17 protein-coding genes are annotated in these 17590 nt (G+C 42.7%); 16 read left to right on the top strand and 1 reads right to left on the bottom strand.

Translation table 11 applies throughout. The features are described 5' to 3' along the window. The first annotated feature begins 461 nt into the window (after positions 1–461). The 3 genes from QZ995_RS10305 (at position 462) to spoVM (ending at position 1692) form a co-directional block, all read left to right on the top strand. Positions 462–1178 carry a thiamine diphosphokinase gene (locus QZ995_RS10305; protein ID WP_301806309.1) on the top strand — a complete coding sequence of 239 codons (717 nt, stop codon included), beginning with the start codon at positions 462–464 and terminating at the stop codon, positions 1176–1178. A gap of 227 nt (positions 1179–1405) precedes the next feature. Then, a complete protein-coding gene (locus tag QZ995_RS10300) occupies positions 1406–1582 on the top strand; it encodes a hypothetical protein (protein WP_022584347.1) in 177 nt (58 codons plus the stop codon). A 23-nt stretch (positions 1583–1605) separates the two neighbouring features. Beyond that, positions 1606–1692, top strand: a complete 87-nt coding sequence (spoVM, locus tag QZ995_RS10295) for a stage V sporulation protein SpoVM (RefSeq protein ID WP_035292591.1) — start codon at positions 1606–1608, stop codon at positions 1690–1692. Positions 1693–1972: 280 nt separating this feature from the next. Here the strand turns inward: spoVM and rpmB are convergent, their stop codons facing one another. Further along, complete coding sequence (rpmB, locus tag QZ995_RS10290) at positions 1973–2161, bottom strand: 50S ribosomal protein L28 (protein WP_003341540.1); 189 nt, start codon at positions 2159–2161, stop codon at positions 1973–1975. 229 nt (positions 2162–2390) lie between these two features. On the opposite strand from rpmB, the gene QZ995_RS10285 reads away from it, so the two are divergent. The 13 genes from QZ995_RS10285 to recG all read left to right on the top strand — a co-directional run bounded on the left by QZ995_RS10285 (position 2391) and on the right by recG (position 17462). Beyond that, the gene (locus QZ995_RS10285; RefSeq protein WP_003336793.1) at positions 2391–2756 is read left to right on the top strand and encodes an Asp23/Gls24 family envelope stress response protein; all 366 of its coding nucleotides are present in this window, start codon (positions 2391–2393) and stop codon (positions 2754–2756) included. Between the two features lie 12 nt (positions 2757–2768). Next, positions 2769–4496 (top strand): DAK2 domain-containing protein, encoded by a 1728-nt coding sequence (locus QZ995_RS10280; protein ID WP_301806288.1) that lies wholly within the window; start codon positions 2769–2771, stop codon positions 4494–4496. A gap of 18 nt (positions 4497–4514) precedes the next feature. Continuing rightward, a complete protein-coding gene (locus QZ995_RS10275; protein WP_301806285.1) occupies positions 4515–5372 on the top strand; it encodes a DegV family protein in 858 nt (285 codons plus the stop codon). A 258-nt stretch (positions 5373–5630) separates the two neighbouring features. Next, complete coding sequence (gene aepX / locus QZ995_RS10270) at positions 5631–6518, top strand: phosphoenolpyruvate mutase (protein WP_301806283.1); 888 nt, start codon at positions 5631–5633, stop codon at positions 6516–6518. A 23-nt stretch (positions 6519–6541) separates the two neighbouring features. Beyond that, positions 6542–7702, top strand: coding sequence for a phosphonopyruvate decarboxylase (aepY, locus tag QZ995_RS10265; RefSeq protein WP_301806465.1), 1161 nt, complete (start codon positions 6542–6544; stop codon positions 7700–7702). Then, positions 7702–8829 carry a 2-aminoethylphosphonate aminotransferase gene (locus QZ995_RS10260; RefSeq protein ID WP_301806281.1) on the top strand — a complete coding sequence of 376 codons (1128 nt, stop codon included), beginning with the start codon at positions 7702–7704 and terminating at the stop codon, positions 8827–8829. Before aepY ends, QZ995_RS10260 begins: the two co-directional genes overlap by 1 nt. Beyond that, positions 8829–9566 (top strand): YheC/YheD family protein, encoded by a 738-nt coding sequence (locus QZ995_RS10255; RefSeq protein ID WP_301806280.1) that lies wholly within the window; start codon positions 8829–8831, stop codon positions 9564–9566. The genes QZ995_RS10260 and QZ995_RS10255 overlap by 1 nt, the downstream gene beginning before the upstream one ends. Before the next feature lie 325 nt (positions 9567–9891). Then, positions 9892–11442: a spore germination protein gene (locus tag QZ995_RS10250; RefSeq protein WP_301806277.1), complete on the top strand. Its 1551-nt coding sequence runs from the start codon at positions 9892–9894 to the stop codon at positions 11440–11442. Then, a complete protein-coding gene (locus QZ995_RS10245; RefSeq protein WP_301806275.1) occupies positions 11426–12535 on the top strand; it encodes a GerAB/ArcD/ProY family transporter in 1110 nt (369 codons plus the stop codon). The genes QZ995_RS10250 and QZ995_RS10245 overlap by 17 nt, the downstream gene beginning before the upstream one ends. Then, the gene (locus tag QZ995_RS10240; protein ID WP_301806272.1) at positions 12519–13679 is read left to right on the top strand and encodes a Ger(x)C family spore germination protein; all 1161 of its coding nucleotides are present in this window, start codon (positions 12519–12521) and stop codon (positions 13677–13679) included. Before QZ995_RS10245 ends, QZ995_RS10240 begins: the two co-directional genes overlap by 17 nt. 92 nt (positions 13680–13771) lie before the next feature. Then, the gene (sdaAB, locus tag QZ995_RS10235) at positions 13772–14437 is read left to right on the top strand and encodes an L-serine ammonia-lyase, iron-sulfur-dependent subunit beta (RefSeq protein ID WP_301806269.1); all 666 of its coding nucleotides are present in this window, start codon (positions 13772–13774) and stop codon (positions 14435–14437) included. An 87-nt stretch (positions 14438–14524) separates the two neighbouring features. Continuing rightward, positions 14525–15415, top strand: coding sequence for an L-serine ammonia-lyase, iron-sulfur-dependent, subunit alpha (sdaAA, locus tag QZ995_RS10230; RefSeq protein WP_301806266.1), 891 nt, complete (start codon positions 14525–14527; stop codon positions 15413–15415). After that, positions 15408–17462 (top strand): ATP-dependent DNA helicase RecG, encoded by a 2055-nt coding sequence (gene recG / locus QZ995_RS10225; protein WP_301806264.1) that lies wholly within the window; start codon positions 15408–15410, stop codon positions 17460–17462. The genes sdaAA and recG overlap by 8 nt, the downstream gene beginning before the upstream one ends. The last annotated feature ends 128 nt before the right edge of the window (positions 17463–17590 follow it).

The raw sequence follows: 17590 nt of genomic DNA, 5'->3' as shown, positions 1-17590 counted from the left end.
ATTTATCACAGTTTCTCATTTTTATCAATGTATTTACACGACCATAATTCAAAGGAAGAAAAACCCTATTTTACAAGACAAATGACTCACACTAAATGATATTTAAATATCCAATCGTTTAGAGTAGCGTCAAGAAAATACGGATTTACAACGTTAAGAAATTCCAATATTAAAAAGCCCATTTCTTAGTATTACTAATTAAGAAATTGGGCTTTTTTCGATTTGATACCTGTCTGCTTGCTTTATCGGGACGGCAATTTTAAAAAAAACTTTGTCTATACCTTCTTTTTAACAAGAATAGGCAGGAGGTTTTAGTTTTTTCAATGGTTTTATACTAGCCTTACGTTTACTTCCCCTAAGAGCGACCGTACAATATAGAGTAGCTTTCTAAATTAGCGAAAACAATAAGATTATGAAAAAACTACTAAGAGGCACGTGCTAGAGAAAGGAATGTAAACATAATGATTGATTTTACTATACATATTTGCACAGGTGGAGACCTCGATATGCTGCCGCAGATGGAGAGAGAGGATTTATTGATCGGAGTGGATGGGGGAGCGATTGCTTTACTAGAAGGCGGGATGATTCCGCATATTGCCGTGGGGGATTTTGATACCATTCAGGAAGAGGGGCTCAGACTGCTTCAGGACGCAGGTATTGCTATTAAAAAGTTCTCCGCCATGAAGAATGCCACTGATACGGAAATTGCCGTAGAGATCGCTATGGAGGCTGCACGAGAGCATTTGCGTGATTTAGGTGCTTCACTAGATAGCGAGGATGGTGTTGTGCATTTATACCCAGATCATCGCTTCAAGATCGTAATGTACGGGGCGGTAGGCAGTAGATTGGATCATTCGCTTGCAAATTTATCACTGTTAAAAAAAGCGCATCGTGAAGGTGTCTGGATGGAGATTGTTAATCGGCAAAATCGTGTCATGCTGTTATCCGATCATTTTCCAAGCGTCAATCTTCGCGGACACTCCGGTGAGTTTTTATCCTTAGTGCCAGCTTCGCAGGAGGTGACCGGTATTTATTTAACAGGCTTTGCTTATCCATTGACCGATGCGACTATTGCATTTGGTTCCTCCATTGGCATTAGTAATGAATGGGCAAGTGAATATGGCAAAATAGAACGTGCATCAGGGGATTTATTTGTGATTGCAGCCCGAGATTGTTAAACGCTTTACACAAGCCTTTGCTTCTTACTTGCTGCTATTGATTTTTCTAGAAAAACTAGCAACAAATGAACTTTGGACGCATATAAATATCAGGTAGGCAGGTACTGTTCTTACGTGATGAAGTTTTTCTGTTTTTCCCCGGCATACTGGACATATGTTTGACCCTCTTCGGAATATGTATGTAATAGCTTTATTACGGAATAAGCCTAAGGGGGGTGCGACCTGGTATGAGTTTTCGCTCGTTTCACGTGAAGCAGGGGATGGCAATCAAGCGCGTTCTCGGAGTCATTTTTGGAGTGGGTGGACTTATCCTCATTTTGAATACGATGCCCCTCTGGGTGTGGTATGCCATCTTGGGAACAGCACTCATAGCAACAGGCTGGTTTTTATTTCATCACAAGTAATTCCGGAGTAAGGAGGGGTCAAGATGCGTTTCTATACGATCAAGTTGCCGAAAATTCTAGGTGGTATGGTTCGCGCCATGATTGAAGCTTTCAATAAGAAAGCCAAGTAAACGCTGAGGATGTGGCTCAGATGAGAGGCGACATTCGATTGCCCATCAGCATTTTAAACAGGCATTCACCCTGTATTTTTTGGCAGGTGGATGCCTTGGTATTTATGATGATTCCCATATCAGGGGATAATAATAGCAAATAAAAAAAGCACCCAGGAAAGGTGCTTTTTTTACATGTTACATGTAAGTGCAACGTTGTCGTATCTAATCAAAGACCAGACAGACGCATTCTATGACGAATCAAACAAATTGATTCGCTTCTAGCTCAGCCTTTGCTGAGTTATACGCGAGTTACAAGACCAGATTTCAAAGCTCTAGTGCTTACATAAACGCGTTTTGGTTTCCCGTTAACAAGGATGCGCACTTTTTGAACGTTTACACCCCAAGTACGGCGGCTAGCACGCATAGAGTGAGAACGCGCATTACCAGCTTTCGCTGTTTTTCCAGTAACAAAACATTTACGTGACATTTACATCCACCTCCCTTGAAGCTATTAAACAAGCCCAATACGGGCATAAGAACAGCTTGATTCATAGTATCATAGCAGCCTGTCAATTGCAATACTTGACAGGAAATTCCTTGTGGCTATTTCGACAAATGAAAAAACCTTCAAATCACACTTTACTTATAGTAGAATGGGGTGAAGCACAAGATATACCATTATACGGATTGGTCTTTTGTAAAAGGAGGAACCTTAAATGCCAGTTGAAATGAATACACCTCTTGGAAAAATTGACGTTAGTGAGGAAGTAATCGCTCGAATTGCTGGTGGGGCCGCCATGGAAGTATTTGGACTGGTGGGTATGGCTTCCCGTAAAGCGTTAAAGGACGGAATTGCAGAACTTCTAAAAAAGGATAATTTGAGTAAAGGCGTTGTTGTTCGCAATGAGAATAACGATGTTAGCTTAGATTTGCATATTATTGTGAGCTATGGTACAAAGATTTCTGAAGTGGCTGGCAATGTGCAGAGCCGTGTGCGATATACACTCGAACAAACGCTAGGAGTCGAGGTATCGGCGATTAATATATATGTCCAAGGGGTCAGAACAGACCGTGAACTGTAAGGAGGAAATGTAGTGGTACACAAGCGTCTTGATGGCGTGCAATTTAGTCAGATGGTTTATCTAGGCGCCAATAACCTGCATACGAACTACAAAATAGTAGATGCTTTAAACGTGTTCCCTGTTCCAGATGGCGATACTGGTACAAATATGAATCTTACGTTTACAGCTGGTGTAGAAGAGCTTTCCCGTAAAGAGTCTGCACACATCGGTAATTCAGCTCAGGCGTTGGCAAAAGGACTTTTAATGGGGGCCCGCGGAAACTCAGGCGTTATTTTGTCTCAATTATTCCGTGGATTTAGCAAGGTGGTGGCAGGTAAGGAAACCATCGATGCTCGCACGTTTGCAGATGCATTAAAAATGGGTGTGGATACAGCATATCAAGCGGTAATGAAACCAGTAGAGGGTACTGTTCTTACGGTAGCGCGTGAAGCTGCTGAAATGGCTGTTAAAATCTCTCGCACGACGGATGATATCCTCGCTGTGATGGACAAAACCTTTGAACAGGCAAAGCTTACTCTCAGCCAAACCCCTGAATACCTGCCTGTCTTAAAAGAGGTAGGCGTTGTTGACTCAGGTGGACAAGGATTGGTTTACATCTATGAGGGCTTTGTTCGTGCCTTGCATGGTGAGAAGGCTGTTGAGCAAAAACAGATGCCAGGCAAAGCTGCGACGTTACAGAACATGAGTGATTTGGTTGAAGAGAAGCATAGCGCTCAATCTCAATTAAAAACAGAAGACATTCTGTATGGATATTGCACGGAGTTCATGGTTTATTTGACTGGAAGTACAGAAGCGAATAAAAAACCTTTTGCTGAAGCCACATTCCGTGCACAATTAGATACAATGGGAGATTCATTGCTGGTTGTATCTGATGAGGATGTCGTAAAAGTACATATTCACGCTGAGCACCCAGGAAATGTGCTTAACTATGCACAGCAATTCGGTTCACTACATCGAATTAAAATTGATAATATGCGTGAACAGCATTCCAATATCCTGCGTGAAGAAACAGCTCACGTGACTCCTGAAGAAGCACAGGCTGAACCCGCATCTGCAGCAATCAAAGATGAGCAAGAGCTCCCAGTACCTTATGGAATTATTGCGGTAGCAGCAGGAGACGGAATCGCGGAGATTTTCCAAAGCTTAGGAGTACAAGTAGTGGTGCAAGGTGGACAAACCATGAACCCAAGCACGGAAGACTTCGTAAAAGCTATTGAAGAGCTTCACGCTGAAAAAATTATTATCCTACCAAATAATAAAAACATCATCATGGCTGCACAACAGGCGGCTGTATTGGCAAGTGTACCTGTTGCGGTTGTTCCGACGAAGAGTGTGCCGCAAGGGATGGCAGCACTCGTAGCATTTAACGGCGGAGAAGATTTAGAAAGCAATAAAGAAACGATGACAAAAGCGCTGGAGCAGGTAAAAACAGGGCTGGTTACGCATGCAGTTCGAGATACCAAAATGGGAGATGTCGAAATTGCAGAGGGTGACTTTATTGGAATCAACGAAGGAACTATCATTACAGCACAATCAGAGATGATGGACAGTGCTATGGAGCTTTTGAAAAACATGGTAAATGAAGAGACAGAGCTGGTTACAATTATCTATGGGGAAGGTGCTTCCGAAGAGCAGGGGGCCTTACTGGAGGAAATGCTAGCGGATTTATTTGAGGATGTGGAAGTTGAGATCCTTTCTGGTAGACAACCACTTTATCCTTTCATTTTTGCTGTGGAGTAAGAGAGGGGTAATGTTACGTTGTCACCTATTGTAATTGTTACGGATAGTGCGTCAGATATTAATCCAGATCTGATTACAGAGCTAGGTATTGAGATCGTTCCTTTGAAGGTGAGCTTTGGTGCTGAAACCTTTCTGGATGGAATCACTATGCGCTCTGCAGAGTTTTTTGAGCGTTTACGTTCGTCCGATGTGTTTCCAAGAACATCTCAGCCATCACCAGTAGAGTTCTCTCAAAAATTCCAAGAAATTAGGGAGAAGCATGGTGGGGATGTTTGCATCATTGCTATTTTGTTGTCCAGTCAGTTATCGGGCACGTATCAATCCGCTGTTATTGGCAAGGGAATGCTTGAACAAGACCTAGACTTGACGATTATTGACTCGAAGAAGGGTGCCATGTTTGAGGGACTCCTTGTTGTTGAAGCTGCTAAAATGGCGCGTGCAGGATGCTCCAAACAACAAATTCTGGATGAAGTGGACCGGATGATTCAGCAAATGCAAAATTTCTTTATCATCGACACTTTGGAGTTTTTACAAAAAGGCGGTCGAATCGGTCGCGCTTCCGCATTTATTGGTTCGCTTTTAAACATTAAGCCGATCCTGTCGCTAGATGCAAACGGTGCTGTGTATGCCTTTGACAAGGTACGCGGGAATAAAAAAGCAGTGGCTAGGATGCTCAATGAACTAAAATCCTATGCTGCCGATGCAAGAGTAAAGGTAGCCATTCTGCATGCAAATGCGCTAGAGGAAGCGAAGGCATTAAAAGAGCGGGTCGCTCAGGAATTCCAGGTAATTGAAACCTATATATCCGAAATTGGTCCTGTTATCGGAGCACATATTGGACCAGGCGGAATTGCCTGCGCAATGGTAAAAGAGTAGAGGTAAAGCAACATTTTATTTTGAATAAAGGTTCACGAAAAACCAAGAGAATAAGGGACACCTTGCTTGAATCGTCAAATAGCGATTAGGCAAGGTGTTTTTTGTTTTGCATTCGTGCCAATAAGAAGGCGAGGTTATATCCAGCAGAAGAACATATGATGAATGCATGATGAGCGAAACAATTTTGGCACACGTCCTATAATTATTCATAAGATAAAGATAAAAATTAATTTGACTCCAAATGGGACGGAGGTCCGTATGAAAAAAACAACACGATTAAAGCATCTCATTCATTCTGCAGAAATTGAATTTTTAATGGAAGCACATAACGGATTATCAGGGAAAATTGCAGAAAATTGCGGCTTCAAAGGAATTTGGGCTAGTGGATTGACCATTTCGGCTTCGCTGGGTGTGAGGGACAACAATGAGGCGTCCTGGACCCAAGTGCTAGATGTATTAGAGTTTATGAGTGATGCTACTTCTGTACCAATTTTGCTAGATGGAGATACAGGTTATGGAAACTTCAATAATGCAAGGCGATTGGTAAAAAAATTAGAGCAAAGAGGCATAGCGGGCGTATGCATTGAAGATAAGCTTTTTCCAAAAACCAATTCGTTTATCAAAAGTGAAATGCAACCGCTTGCCAATATTGATGAGTTCTGTGGAAAGATTAAAGCGATGAAGGATAGTCAAACCGATGAGGATTTTGTTGTTGTGGCAAGAGTGGAGGCATTCATTGCAGGATGGGGGCTAGAGGAATCCTTGCAAAGAGCTGAAGCTTACCGGCAAGCTGGAGCGGATGCTATTCTGATCCACAGCAAAAGATCCGATGTCTCGGAAATTGAGGCCTTCATGAAAGAATGGGCGTTCAGACACCCTATTGTGATCGTGCCGACTAAATACTACACGACACCGGTGGACAAATTTGAAGAATTGGGTGTGAGCATGGTCATCTGGGCGAATCACAATCTGAGATCTTCAATTGTTGCCATGCAACAAACCTCGAAGCAAATCTTTGAACAGAAAAGCCTCATCCAGGTGGAAGAGAATTTAGCAACGTTAGACGATGTGTTCCATCTGCAGAATGCGGATGAATTAAAGGAAGCGGAAAAGAAATATCTCCCTGCAAACGGCCTTAAATCCTAGATGTAAAAAAGGATGATTGAATGGTGCTAAATACGAATCTGTTTGTTAATGAATTGAGAAAGCGGGGATTCCAATTTTACTGTGGGGTTCCTTGTTCGTTTTTAAAGGATTTTATCAACTATGTCAAAAATGAATGTACGTATGTGGGGGCTACCAATGAAGGAGAAGCTATAGCTATTTCATCCGGAGTAGCGTTAGGAGGCGAAAAAGCAGTTGTTTTTATGCAAAATTCGGGTCTGACCAATGCTGTTTCCCCTTTAGTATCACTCAACTATCCTTTTCGTCTTCCCGTTCTTGGTTTTGTCAGTTTGAGAGGAGAAGAAGGGATTCAAGACGAGCCGCAGCATGAATTAATGGGAAAAATAACGACACAGCTTCTGGACTTAATGCGAGTAAAATGGGAATTTTTATCGGTCGATATAAAAGAGGCGAAGGAGCAGATCAACCGAGCTAATGAATATGTGGAAGCGAATCAGTCTTTTTTCTTTGTTGTCAGAAAGAACACCTTTGAAAAGGTTGAGCTGTTCAATCAAGAGCCTTCTTTGAAAGGCAATCTATATAAAATGTCAAAAAATAAACAGGATGCTGTTCCAAAGCGTTCAGAGGCGCTGGAGGTTATTAACGCACTAAAAGATAATCAAACGATTCAGCTTGCCACAACTGGAAAAACGGGACGAGAGCTGTATGAAATTGAAGATGCTAACAATAATTTATACATGGTTGGCTCTATGGGATGCGTTAGCTCTCTAGGACTCGGTCTAGCCCTGACCAAAAAGGATAAAGAGATTGTTGTCATTGACGGGGACGGTTCCATGCTGATGCGTATGGGGAGTCTGGCTACAAACGGGTACTATGCTCCAGACAATATGCTTCATATTCTGCTCGACAATCATGCCCATGATTCTACGGGTGGACAAAGCACCGTATCGGATACGATCGATTTTGTAGAAATTGCTTCCGCCTGCGGATATTTGACATCCATCTACATTCACAGCTTGAAGGAATTGGAGACCTCCATTCGAGAATGGAAACAAACGAAAGGACTTACTTTTCTCTATTTGAGAATAGCCAAGGGTTCCTTGGAGCAGCTTGGTCGCCCTAAAATAAAGCCTTATGAAGTAAAAGAGAGGCTACAGGCGTTTGCAAGCAGCAATGTACCCCATTTGAGAAAGGGGGATATCTGATGCAGATCTTGAAGAGAAATATTTTATTGAATCCCGGTCCCGCCACAACAACGGATAGTGTGAAATACGCCCAAGTAATTCCTGATATTTGTCCTCGTGAAACAGAATTTGGTGACCTATTAGAATATGTATCTACAGAGCTTACCCAGCTGGTTGCCGATACTATGGCTTACGCGACGGTCTTGTTTAGCGGCTCCGGCACAGCAGCTGTCGAAGCTATTATTAGTTCTGTTGTTCGCGATGATGCTGTACTTGTCATTAACAATGGTGCATACGGAAAACGAATGTGTGAAATTACCAAAGCCTACGATCTGCCCCTCCTCGAATTCACTAGTCCTCACGATGAAGGAATCGATTTATTTGCACTGGAAAACACGATTAAAAATTCCTGCCAAAAAATTTCCCACCTCGCCGTAGTTCATAACGAAACATCTACTGGTCTTTTAAACAATCTTGAAGAGATTGGAGCCATTTGCCAAAAATATCATATTGATATGATTGTGGATGCAATGAGCTCATATGCGGCCGTTCCAATTCAGATGGACAAAATGAATATCAGTTTTTTGGCTGCAAGCTCTAATAAAAATCTACAGGGTATTGCAGGTGTCGCATTTGTCGTTGCCAATCGAAAGAAATTGGAGCGTATTCGGGACAATAAGCCCAAAAATTATTACTTACATCTCTATGAACAATATCAGTTTTTTTGCGAGTCCCGCCAAATGCGTTTTACTCCTCCTGTCCAGACCTTCTATGCACTAAAGCAAGCGATTGACGAATTGAAAGAAGAGGGGGTAGAGAGAAGATACCAAAGATATGTAAAATCATGGGAAACATTAATCAAAGGCATAGCTAGGCTTCATTTGAATTATATTGTTCCAAAGGAGCATCATTCCAAAATCATTACTTCCATTGTTGAGCCTGATTGTAGCGGATACAATTTCAATGAAATGCACGATTATTTGTACAACCAAGGCTTTACCATTTATCCTGGGAAATTTGCAGAGTCAAAAACATTTAGGGTGGCGAATATTGGGGATATTACCTATAAGGATATTGAGAATTTTTTGAGTATCCTAAAAAGTTACTTACAAACCATTGGTTATCCTTTTGCAAAGGAAGATGCCTAATGAGAGCAAGAAATAAATGGTCAAAATATTTATTTTTAAAACGGTCAAAAAAATTAGCGCCGTACTTGCCAAAAACACAACGGATGACAAAAAGCGCCTTTTGGGATTTTATTAACCATTATGGAAAGGTGATTCTAAAGCCTGTCAGGGGAAAGGGAGGGGCGGGAGTCATTCAAGTATCTTCACTAGGGAATCGTACATTTAATATACACAGTGACAATAAAAGAAAGACCATAAAAGGGAAAAGACAGACGTATCGCTACCTTAAAAACAAGATAAAATCGACTGCTTATATGATTCAACGGCGAATTTCCCTTGCTACAATCCGGAAACGTCCTTTTGATATGCGGATTATTGTACAGCGCAGAAGATATTCTGATTCGTGGAAAGTTACTGCTAAAGCAGCCAAAGTAGCTGGCAAAGGTTATTTCGTCACCAATAATACGAGGAGTAAAGGAAGGATGATGCACGTTAAAAGGGCACTTCAAAAATCATCACTTAAAAATCATTCGCATCAACTTCTCCTGTCTAATGTCAAACGGGTGGCTTTATTGTCCGCAAAAAGGCTAAGAGTAGCATTTCCATCGCATCGTACTTATGGAATGGATATGGGATTGGATAAGAAGGGGCATGTATGGATTATTGAAACAAATCATTATCCAGCTATTTCTCATTTCCGCAAGCTTGGTGATAAAGCTATGGTGCATCGAATTTTGTCATATCAAAAGCGTAGATAAGTAGAGACTTTGGAAGAAGAGGATCGGTTTTTCAATGGGTCATATTAGAATAGTTAGGTTCTTGTAACGAAAACGTGGCAATCTTTTATGAATGAATGGTTGTCACGTTTGGTTACCTGCTTTGCCGGGATAGTAAGGTATGCTAAGACAAGCTGACGTAGCACTGCGCTTATGAATCCTATTCATTTTTTATTGTGCGGAAAATTGCGACATTGTTTTTTCCCTTTATATGAGAATCTCTATTCCCTTTTTGGCAAACCATACATATACAGGCTAAACGGTAAGCTGGAACGCAGAGGTTCACATTGAATAAAAAGGTGAGGTCATGTCATTCTTCCAACGATATTGGACAACCAGACAGGGGCAGCAGGCAGGAGGAAGCCAGACTTCAGATTCTGCCTGTATTGACTCTTCGATGTATAGCAATCTGAATCAAGTAGAGGCGATATTCTCCGGAATTCCGGATTTAACAATTCGTGAGCTTCCTTTAAAAACAGGCGAGAAGGCACTATTGGTTTATTTAGATGGTTTGATAGACAAAACCATTGTGAATCGAGATATTGTTCATCCCTTGTTGGTTGCTGAAACTGTATATCCTGAACAAATGGAATCTGTGTTATTTGTCGGCAAAATCAAACAAATTAATTTATGGGCAGAGATTGAGGAGTCCTTGTTTCATGGTTGCTGCATTATATTTATGGATGGATTTCCTCATGCTTTTCTTATAGAGGCTCAGGGCTGGCCCCAGCGTGCTATTCAGGAGCCGCAGATTGAATCAGCGATTAAAAGTGCTCACCAGGGATTTATCGAGACAGCAAACGCTAATATTTCTATGATTCGGCGCTACATTCCTAGCAGGGAGCTGAAGGTTAAGGAACATACCATTGGAGAACGCGGTGGAGCAAAAGTATCCCTCTTGTATTTGGCGGATGTGACGAATCCGCAGATTTTGGACGAGCTTGAAAAGCGATTGGAATCGCTTACAGTCGATATTATTTTAAATACAGGAGAACTAGAGGGGTATTTGGAGGATCGGGCATTTACTCCTTTTCCTCAATTCTCTATGACAGAGCGTCCCGATACAGCGGCTTCCCATATTCTGCAAGGTAGGGTCGTCATAGTCATGGATCGGTCACCGGGAGTGTTAGTGGCTCCAATGACCTTTTTTTCATATTTTCAAACCGTAGACGATTATAGTGTTCGGTGGTTTGTTGCTTCATTTATTCGCCTGTTGCGTTTTCTTGCTTTTTTTATCGCGATTTTGGCTCCTGCGATCTATATTGCTACTGTATCGTTTCATTATGAATTAATACCGCTCCCCTTGCTTTTGACGATTGGAGAATCGCGTGAAAGAGTCCCGCTCCCGCCAATTCTTGAAGCATTTATTATGGAAATGGTATTGGAAATGCTCCGTGAGGCTGGATTACGATTGCCTGCTCCTATTGGACAAACCATTGGTATTGTAGGCGGTATCGTTATAGGGCAAGCGGCCGTATCAGCTGGGTTGGTCAGTAACATCATGGTGATTGTAGTTGCTTTGACAGCGATTGCTTCCTTTATCATTCCGAATTTGGAGATGTCGGCTGGAGTTCGTATGATTCGGTTTCCTATGATGGTGGCTGCTTCTTTATTTGGGATGGTGGGCATCATTTGGGGGCTTATGCTCGTTATTCTGCATCTGCTCTCACTGGAATCGCTTGGTACACCATATGGTGCTTCCTTTTCACCCTTGCATTTTTCCGAACTAAAAGATACTTTCGTTCGTTTACCAATGTGGATGATGAAGAAACGGCCAATCGAGCTCAAGCCAAAGCAGGTTGATCGACAGGGAGACGATGACGGAGTGAATGGTGGACATCATGAGAAAATTGAGTGATCGGAAAATTTCTCTCCTGCAATTTATTTTAACGATCAGTGGGATTGAGGTAGGCAGCAGCATCTTGAATCTACCGGCAGATTTGGCTCGAGTAACTGGCACTGATGGCTGGATTTCTATTATTATCGGATACTTGTGCACGATTATTATCAGTCTTTGCATCATCGGGATTATGTCTAAGCATCCAAATAAAACGATGCTTGACGTGTTGATTTACTATGTAGGCTCCTTTTTGGGGAAATCAATCATGGTGGTCTGGATTCTATATTCCTTGCTCGGGGCTATCACGATCTTTTATACGAGCATCTATATTATAAAAGAATGGGTATTGCCTAATACGCTGACATTTCTGATAGTTGCTCTCTTCCTCCTCTGTACTTACATTGGTCTAAGAGGAGGAATCCGCCTAATTTGCCGATATCAGGTGTTCGTATTTTTCTTTACTTTGTGGATGCCTTTAATTTTGCTGTTCTCATTAAAGGACGGCCATCTTACTTTCTTGCTGCCAGTGCTTAAAGAGGGCTGGATGCCTATTTTACATGGGGTGAAAACAACGGTATTAGCGTTCTTAGGCTTTGAGTGGGTGTTTTTGTTTTATCCTTATTTGGAGAATAAAAAGCAAGCAGTCAAAGGAGTCATCATTGCAAATACAATCACGCTGCTCGTCTATTTGCAAATTACGTTTAGCTGCTTTACCTTTTTTAGTCCTGATGAAATTACGCAATTTATTTGGCCTACGCTCACCTTGGTCAAGCCGATTCGGTTTCCTTTTCTTGAGCGCTTTGAGATCATTTATCTTTCCTTCTATATCTTTATTTTTTCCACGTCTGTAATCCCGTATTTCTTTTTTGCGATGGAGAATATTTCGGAGCTGTTCCATAGACAGGATTGGCAGATGCCTTACGCTATCTTACTTATCTATGCGCTTAGCTACTTGTTTTATCAGCCATCGTTTACAGATATTACGTTTTGGAAGGATTCGTGGGAATGGATGGGCTATTTCATAGTATATGCGTTTCCAGTACTCTTTTTATTGTATACCATGCTCGTTGGCCGACGGAGGGGGCGACAGTTAAATGAAAAAGCGGGGTAAAAGTAAAGTGTCGCTGCTACTGAGCTTCATGGGTGCATGTGCCTGTTTGTTCGGCTTAAGCGGCTGTGGTGGAGATCAGGTTCTTGTGGAGGATATTAATTTAGCGCTGATTTATGCCATAGATCGGACATCTGACAACCAAATACTAGTCTATGAAATGAGTCCGATCTTTGATAAAGATGCAAAAAAGAAATATGCTGTTTATGGAGCAAAGGCACATACCATTCGACAAGCGAAGGAAGTGTTCAACAGTGTGGCCCAAGGACAGGTAGTTGTAGGAAAAGTACAGGTCCTGCTGTTCGGCGAGGCACTGTTACAAGAGGGAATTGTTCCTCATCTGGATGTATCCTTTCGTGATTCTAAAAATGTGGCGAATATGGTGATGGTGGCAGTCAAAGGCTCTATGCCTGATCTTGTAAATAGTAATTTCCCGGATAAATCTATCCTGCCTCGCTATATTACAGATGCCCTTCAAAATAGCGTCAAGCTTAATCAAGGGTTAGAAACCACTCTTCAAGAATTTCATACATTGCTATATGACAAGGGAATCACACCGGCTATCGTCGAGGTAAAAAAAGATAAGAATGGGATTGTAGTATTGGGAGCGGCTCTCTTAGACAAAGCAGGAAGACAGCGCATGTCCTTGAATCGTCGAGAGAATTTGTATCTGCTAATGCTGCAGCATAAAGCCAATACGCCGATCTCTTATACCATATCAGTTCCAACAGCTTCGTTTTCCCAAGGTCAGTCGTCAGGCAAAGCGAAAAAGGAAGGCTTTGTGACAGTGAATATTCAACAAGTAAAGCCAAAGATAGAAACCTCCTATCAGGATAATCAATTTGTTTTTAAGGTTCATCTTGAAATGGACGTACGGGTTATTGAACGAACCTTCCCGATTGATTTGGAAAAAGAAAGGGACAAGCTGGCACATTTCATTGGAAATAAAATGAAAGCTGAAATGGAGACGCTCATAACGAAGGTACAACAAAAAAGATTGGACCCATTCGGGTTTGGATGGTATGCAAGAGCGTATCAATATTCACATTGGAGGAAAATTCAAGATCAATGGCCTGCTGAATTTTCAAAAGCACGGGTGAATATCCTGCCTACTATCAATATAGAAAGCCGAGGAGTAATCCAATAGATTAAGTCACTGTGTTTTTAGAAGTAGCCGATTTCCCTAACCTACGATACAATAAGGTGTACGAGACTTTTGGGAGAGCGAGGGCTGCTCAAATGAAATTTAAAAGCGTTTTCGATATTATTGGACCCGTGATGGTTGGTCCATCCAGTTCACATACAGCCGGAGCGGCTCGAATTGGACGCGTTGCTCGCACTTTATTTGGGAAGCAACCAAAGAAGGCGGAAATCACGTTCTATGGTTCTTTTGCAAAAACCTATCAGGGCCATGGTTCAGACGTAGCGACTGTGGCAGGAATCCTTGATTTTGATACAAGTGATTTACGATTGAAAGATTCCATCCAAATAGCCAAAGACTTTGGAATTGAAGTGATCCTAACTACCTCAGAGCTGCAGACGGAGCATCCGAATACGTCTCGGATTAAGCTCTCAGATGATCAGGATAGTGTAGAGATTGTTGGAATTTCCATTGGCGGGGGCAAAATGCTGATTACCGAAATCAATGGGTTTCAATTAACATTGTCAGCGAGTGCTCCTACCTTATTGGTTTTCCATGAGGATCGTTTCGGTATGATCGCTAAGGTGTCCGAGGTTTTGGCCGAGCATCGTGTCAATATTGGTTTTATGGAAGTATCACGACGGGAGCGAGGCAGTTTAGCTCTTATGATCATTGAGCTAGATACGCTTGTTGATCAGGCTACAATACAAGAGATGGAAAAACTGTCGTCCATTGAGCGTGTATTGTTGTTACCTACTGTGTAGCTTCGAGCTGCTTTTATTGGATATTGTAAAACCCTTTATGGGAATGGAGATAGAGCTGGAAGGTAAGTGCAAAAGGAGTTGAGGTCCATGTTTCGCAATGTGGCAGAATTAGTGGAACTGGCGGAATCACAAGGGAAACCCATTTCTCAAATCATGATTGAGGCAGAAATGAACTTTTCTGAGCGATCTCGTGAGTCTATTATGGAAGAGATGTACCGCAATCTGGATGTGATGGAAAAAGCGGTGCAACGGGGATTAACCGAGGATATTCGTTCATATAGCGGTTTGACTGGTGGAGATGCTAAAAGGCTGCAACAATATATGAAAGAAAAGCCGTTTTTATCTGGCAAGACATTGCTCAACGCTGTAAGTATGTCTGTGGCTGTTAACGAAGTGAATGCAGCGATGGGGACGATTGTTGCCACACCAACAGCAGGTGCCTGTGGGATTGTACCTGGAACCTTGTTTGCTGTATCAGAAAAACTAAATCCAACACGCGAGCAAATGGTGAATTACCTTTTTACAGCGGGAGCGATTGGATATTGCATTGCTAACAATGCTTTCATCTCAGGAGCAGCCGGTGGGTGTCAAGCAGAGGTAGGCTCTGCTACAGCGATGGCAGCAGCAGCGATCGTTGAAATGGCGGGAGGTACACCAGAGGAATCAGCACAAGCGGTAGCTATCGCTTTGAAGAATATGCTTGGTTTAGTTTGTGATCCGGTGGCAGGATTGGTGGAGGTTCCTTGTGTGAAGCGTAACGCAATGGGGGCCGCTATCGCAACCGTAGCTGCCGATATGGCAATGGCGGGGATTAAGAGTGTGATCCCTACTGATGAGGTAATTTTAGCGATGTATCGTATCGGATGTAGTATGCCAAATACCCTGAAGGAAACGGCACAAGGCGGGTTGGCGGATACGAAGACAGGCCGTGCAATTGAAGCGAAAATCTTTGGTGTGCCGGTGAATCAGCATGATTGATTTATTAGCTGGTCCTGTTAGCAATCTGTATGGCATTGGAGCAGAGCGGGCTAAAGATTTAGAGGCACTTGGCATATACAGCATCAAGGATTTAGTAGAGTATTTTCCATCGCGTTATGAGGATTACCGTATTCGCGATCTAACTGAAGTGAAGCATGAGGAGAGGGTTACTCTTGTAGGCACAGTCTACGGCGAACCCTCTGTTCGCTTTTTTGGCAAAAAGAAATCGCGGATCAGCGTCAAGCTTGTCATGGATCGTGTAGTTGTCACGGCTGTTTGGTTTAACCAAATGTATGTAAAAACACAGCTATCTCCCGGCAAAGAGATCGTGGTTACAGGTAAATGGGACAAGCATAAACTGCAAATTACCGTGAGTGAAATGACACAAAAGGATTCACCGCGGGCCAAGAAACGCAATGATCTCGTACCGGTTTATCCGTTAAGTGCAGGAGTTAATCTTTTATTTTTACGCAAAACAATTCAGCGTGCCCTTGAAAAATACGGCAAGCTGATTCCTGAGATTCTGCCTCAGGAGCTAGTAGAACGCTATCGTTTATTGCCGCGTCATGAAGCAATTGAGCTGATTCATTTTCCAGGCAATGCACAAGAAGGTCATCAAGCGCGCCGCCGTATTATGTTTGAAGAGCTTTTTTTATTTCAAGTTAAAATGCAGGCATTTCGACGGATAACACGTCAGCAAACAGAGGGGATTGCCCAAGCCATTCCGCTGGAGCTGGTGCGAGAATTCGTACGTTCCCTGCCGTTTCCGTTAACAGGAGCTCAAAAGCGTGTGGTAAAAGAGGTGCTTGATGATATGCAGGCTCCCTATGCAATGAATCGTTTATTGCAGGGGGATGTAGGCTCCGGTAAAACAGTGGTAGCAGCTATTGCTTTGTATGCCACAGTGAAAGCCGGCTTTCAAGGTGCTTTGATGGTGCCCACGGAAATTTTGGCTGAGCAGCATTTGCACTCATTAACAAGCTTATTGGAGCCGTTGGGGCTACGGATTGCGCTGTTATCAGGCTCTGTTACAGGCAAAAAACGACGTGAGTTGCTTGAAGCTCTGCAATCAGGAAGCTTGGATATAGTAGTTGGTACGCATGCACTTATTCAGGACGATGTATTTTTCTCCAAGCTGGGACTGGTGATTACAGACGAGCAGCATCGTTTTGGGGTCGAACAACGTCGTGTCCTTCGAAACAAGGGGCTTTGTCCAGATGTCTTATTCATGACAGCTACGCCGATCCCGCGTACGTTGGCAATCACGGCTTTTGGCGATATGGATGTCTCTGTAATCGATGAGATGCCGGCCGGACGTAAACCAGTAGAGACCTCATGGGCTAAGCACGAGCAGTTTCATCAAGTGCTAGAACGCATGCGAGCAGAATTATCACAAGGTCGCCAAGCTTATGTAATCTGTCCTTTAATCGAAGAATCCGACAAGCTGGACGTTCAAAATGCGATTGATGTACATGCGCAATTAAGCATGTATTTCCAGGAGTATCAGGTAGGCTTAATGCACGGGCGTTTGCCATCTAAAGAGAAGGATGAGGTCATGCAATCGTTTGCTAGTGCAAAAACTCAAATTCTTGTTTCTACGACCGTAGTAGAGGTTGGGGTAAACGTGCCGAATGCAACCTTCATGGTCATCTATGATGCTGAGCGGTTTGGTCTTGCTCAGTTGCATCAGTTGCGTGGACGTGTTGGCCGCGGGGCTGATCAATCCTATTGTGTGCTTATTGCCGATCCCAAATCAGAGGTTGGAAAAGAACGGATGCGTGTCATGTGCGAAACGAATGACGGTTTTGAACTGTCTCAACGCGATTTGGAGCTGCGTGGTCCAGGTGATTTCTTTGGAACTAAGCAAAGCGGGGTTCCTGACTTTAAGGTAGCAGATTTACTTAGCGACTATAAAGCGTTAGAGGTAGCTCGTCAGGAAGCAGCAGTTATGGTCAATAAGGATGAGTTCTGGACAGAGACTGCGTATGAGTATCTGCGCTCCTATTTGCGAGAACAGGGAATTCTGGATGGCACCGTTTTAGATTAGACAAGTCAAATGGCTATTCTTGCTCTTTTTGATATGGATGCAAATGATTTTGATTTTTTCACTTTACAAAGACGATAAAAAGTTTACGAATAAGAATGGACATTCGTTTGCGGGCGATGTAAGAAGCC

This window comes from Brevibacillus laterosporus (assembly GCF_030489605.1).
In the GTDB taxonomy this organism is placed as follows: domain Bacteria; phylum Bacillota; class Bacilli; order Brevibacillales; family Brevibacillaceae; genus Brevibacillus_B; species Brevibacillus_B laterosporus_E.
This window is presented reverse-complemented; position numbering and strand designations above follow the sequence as displayed.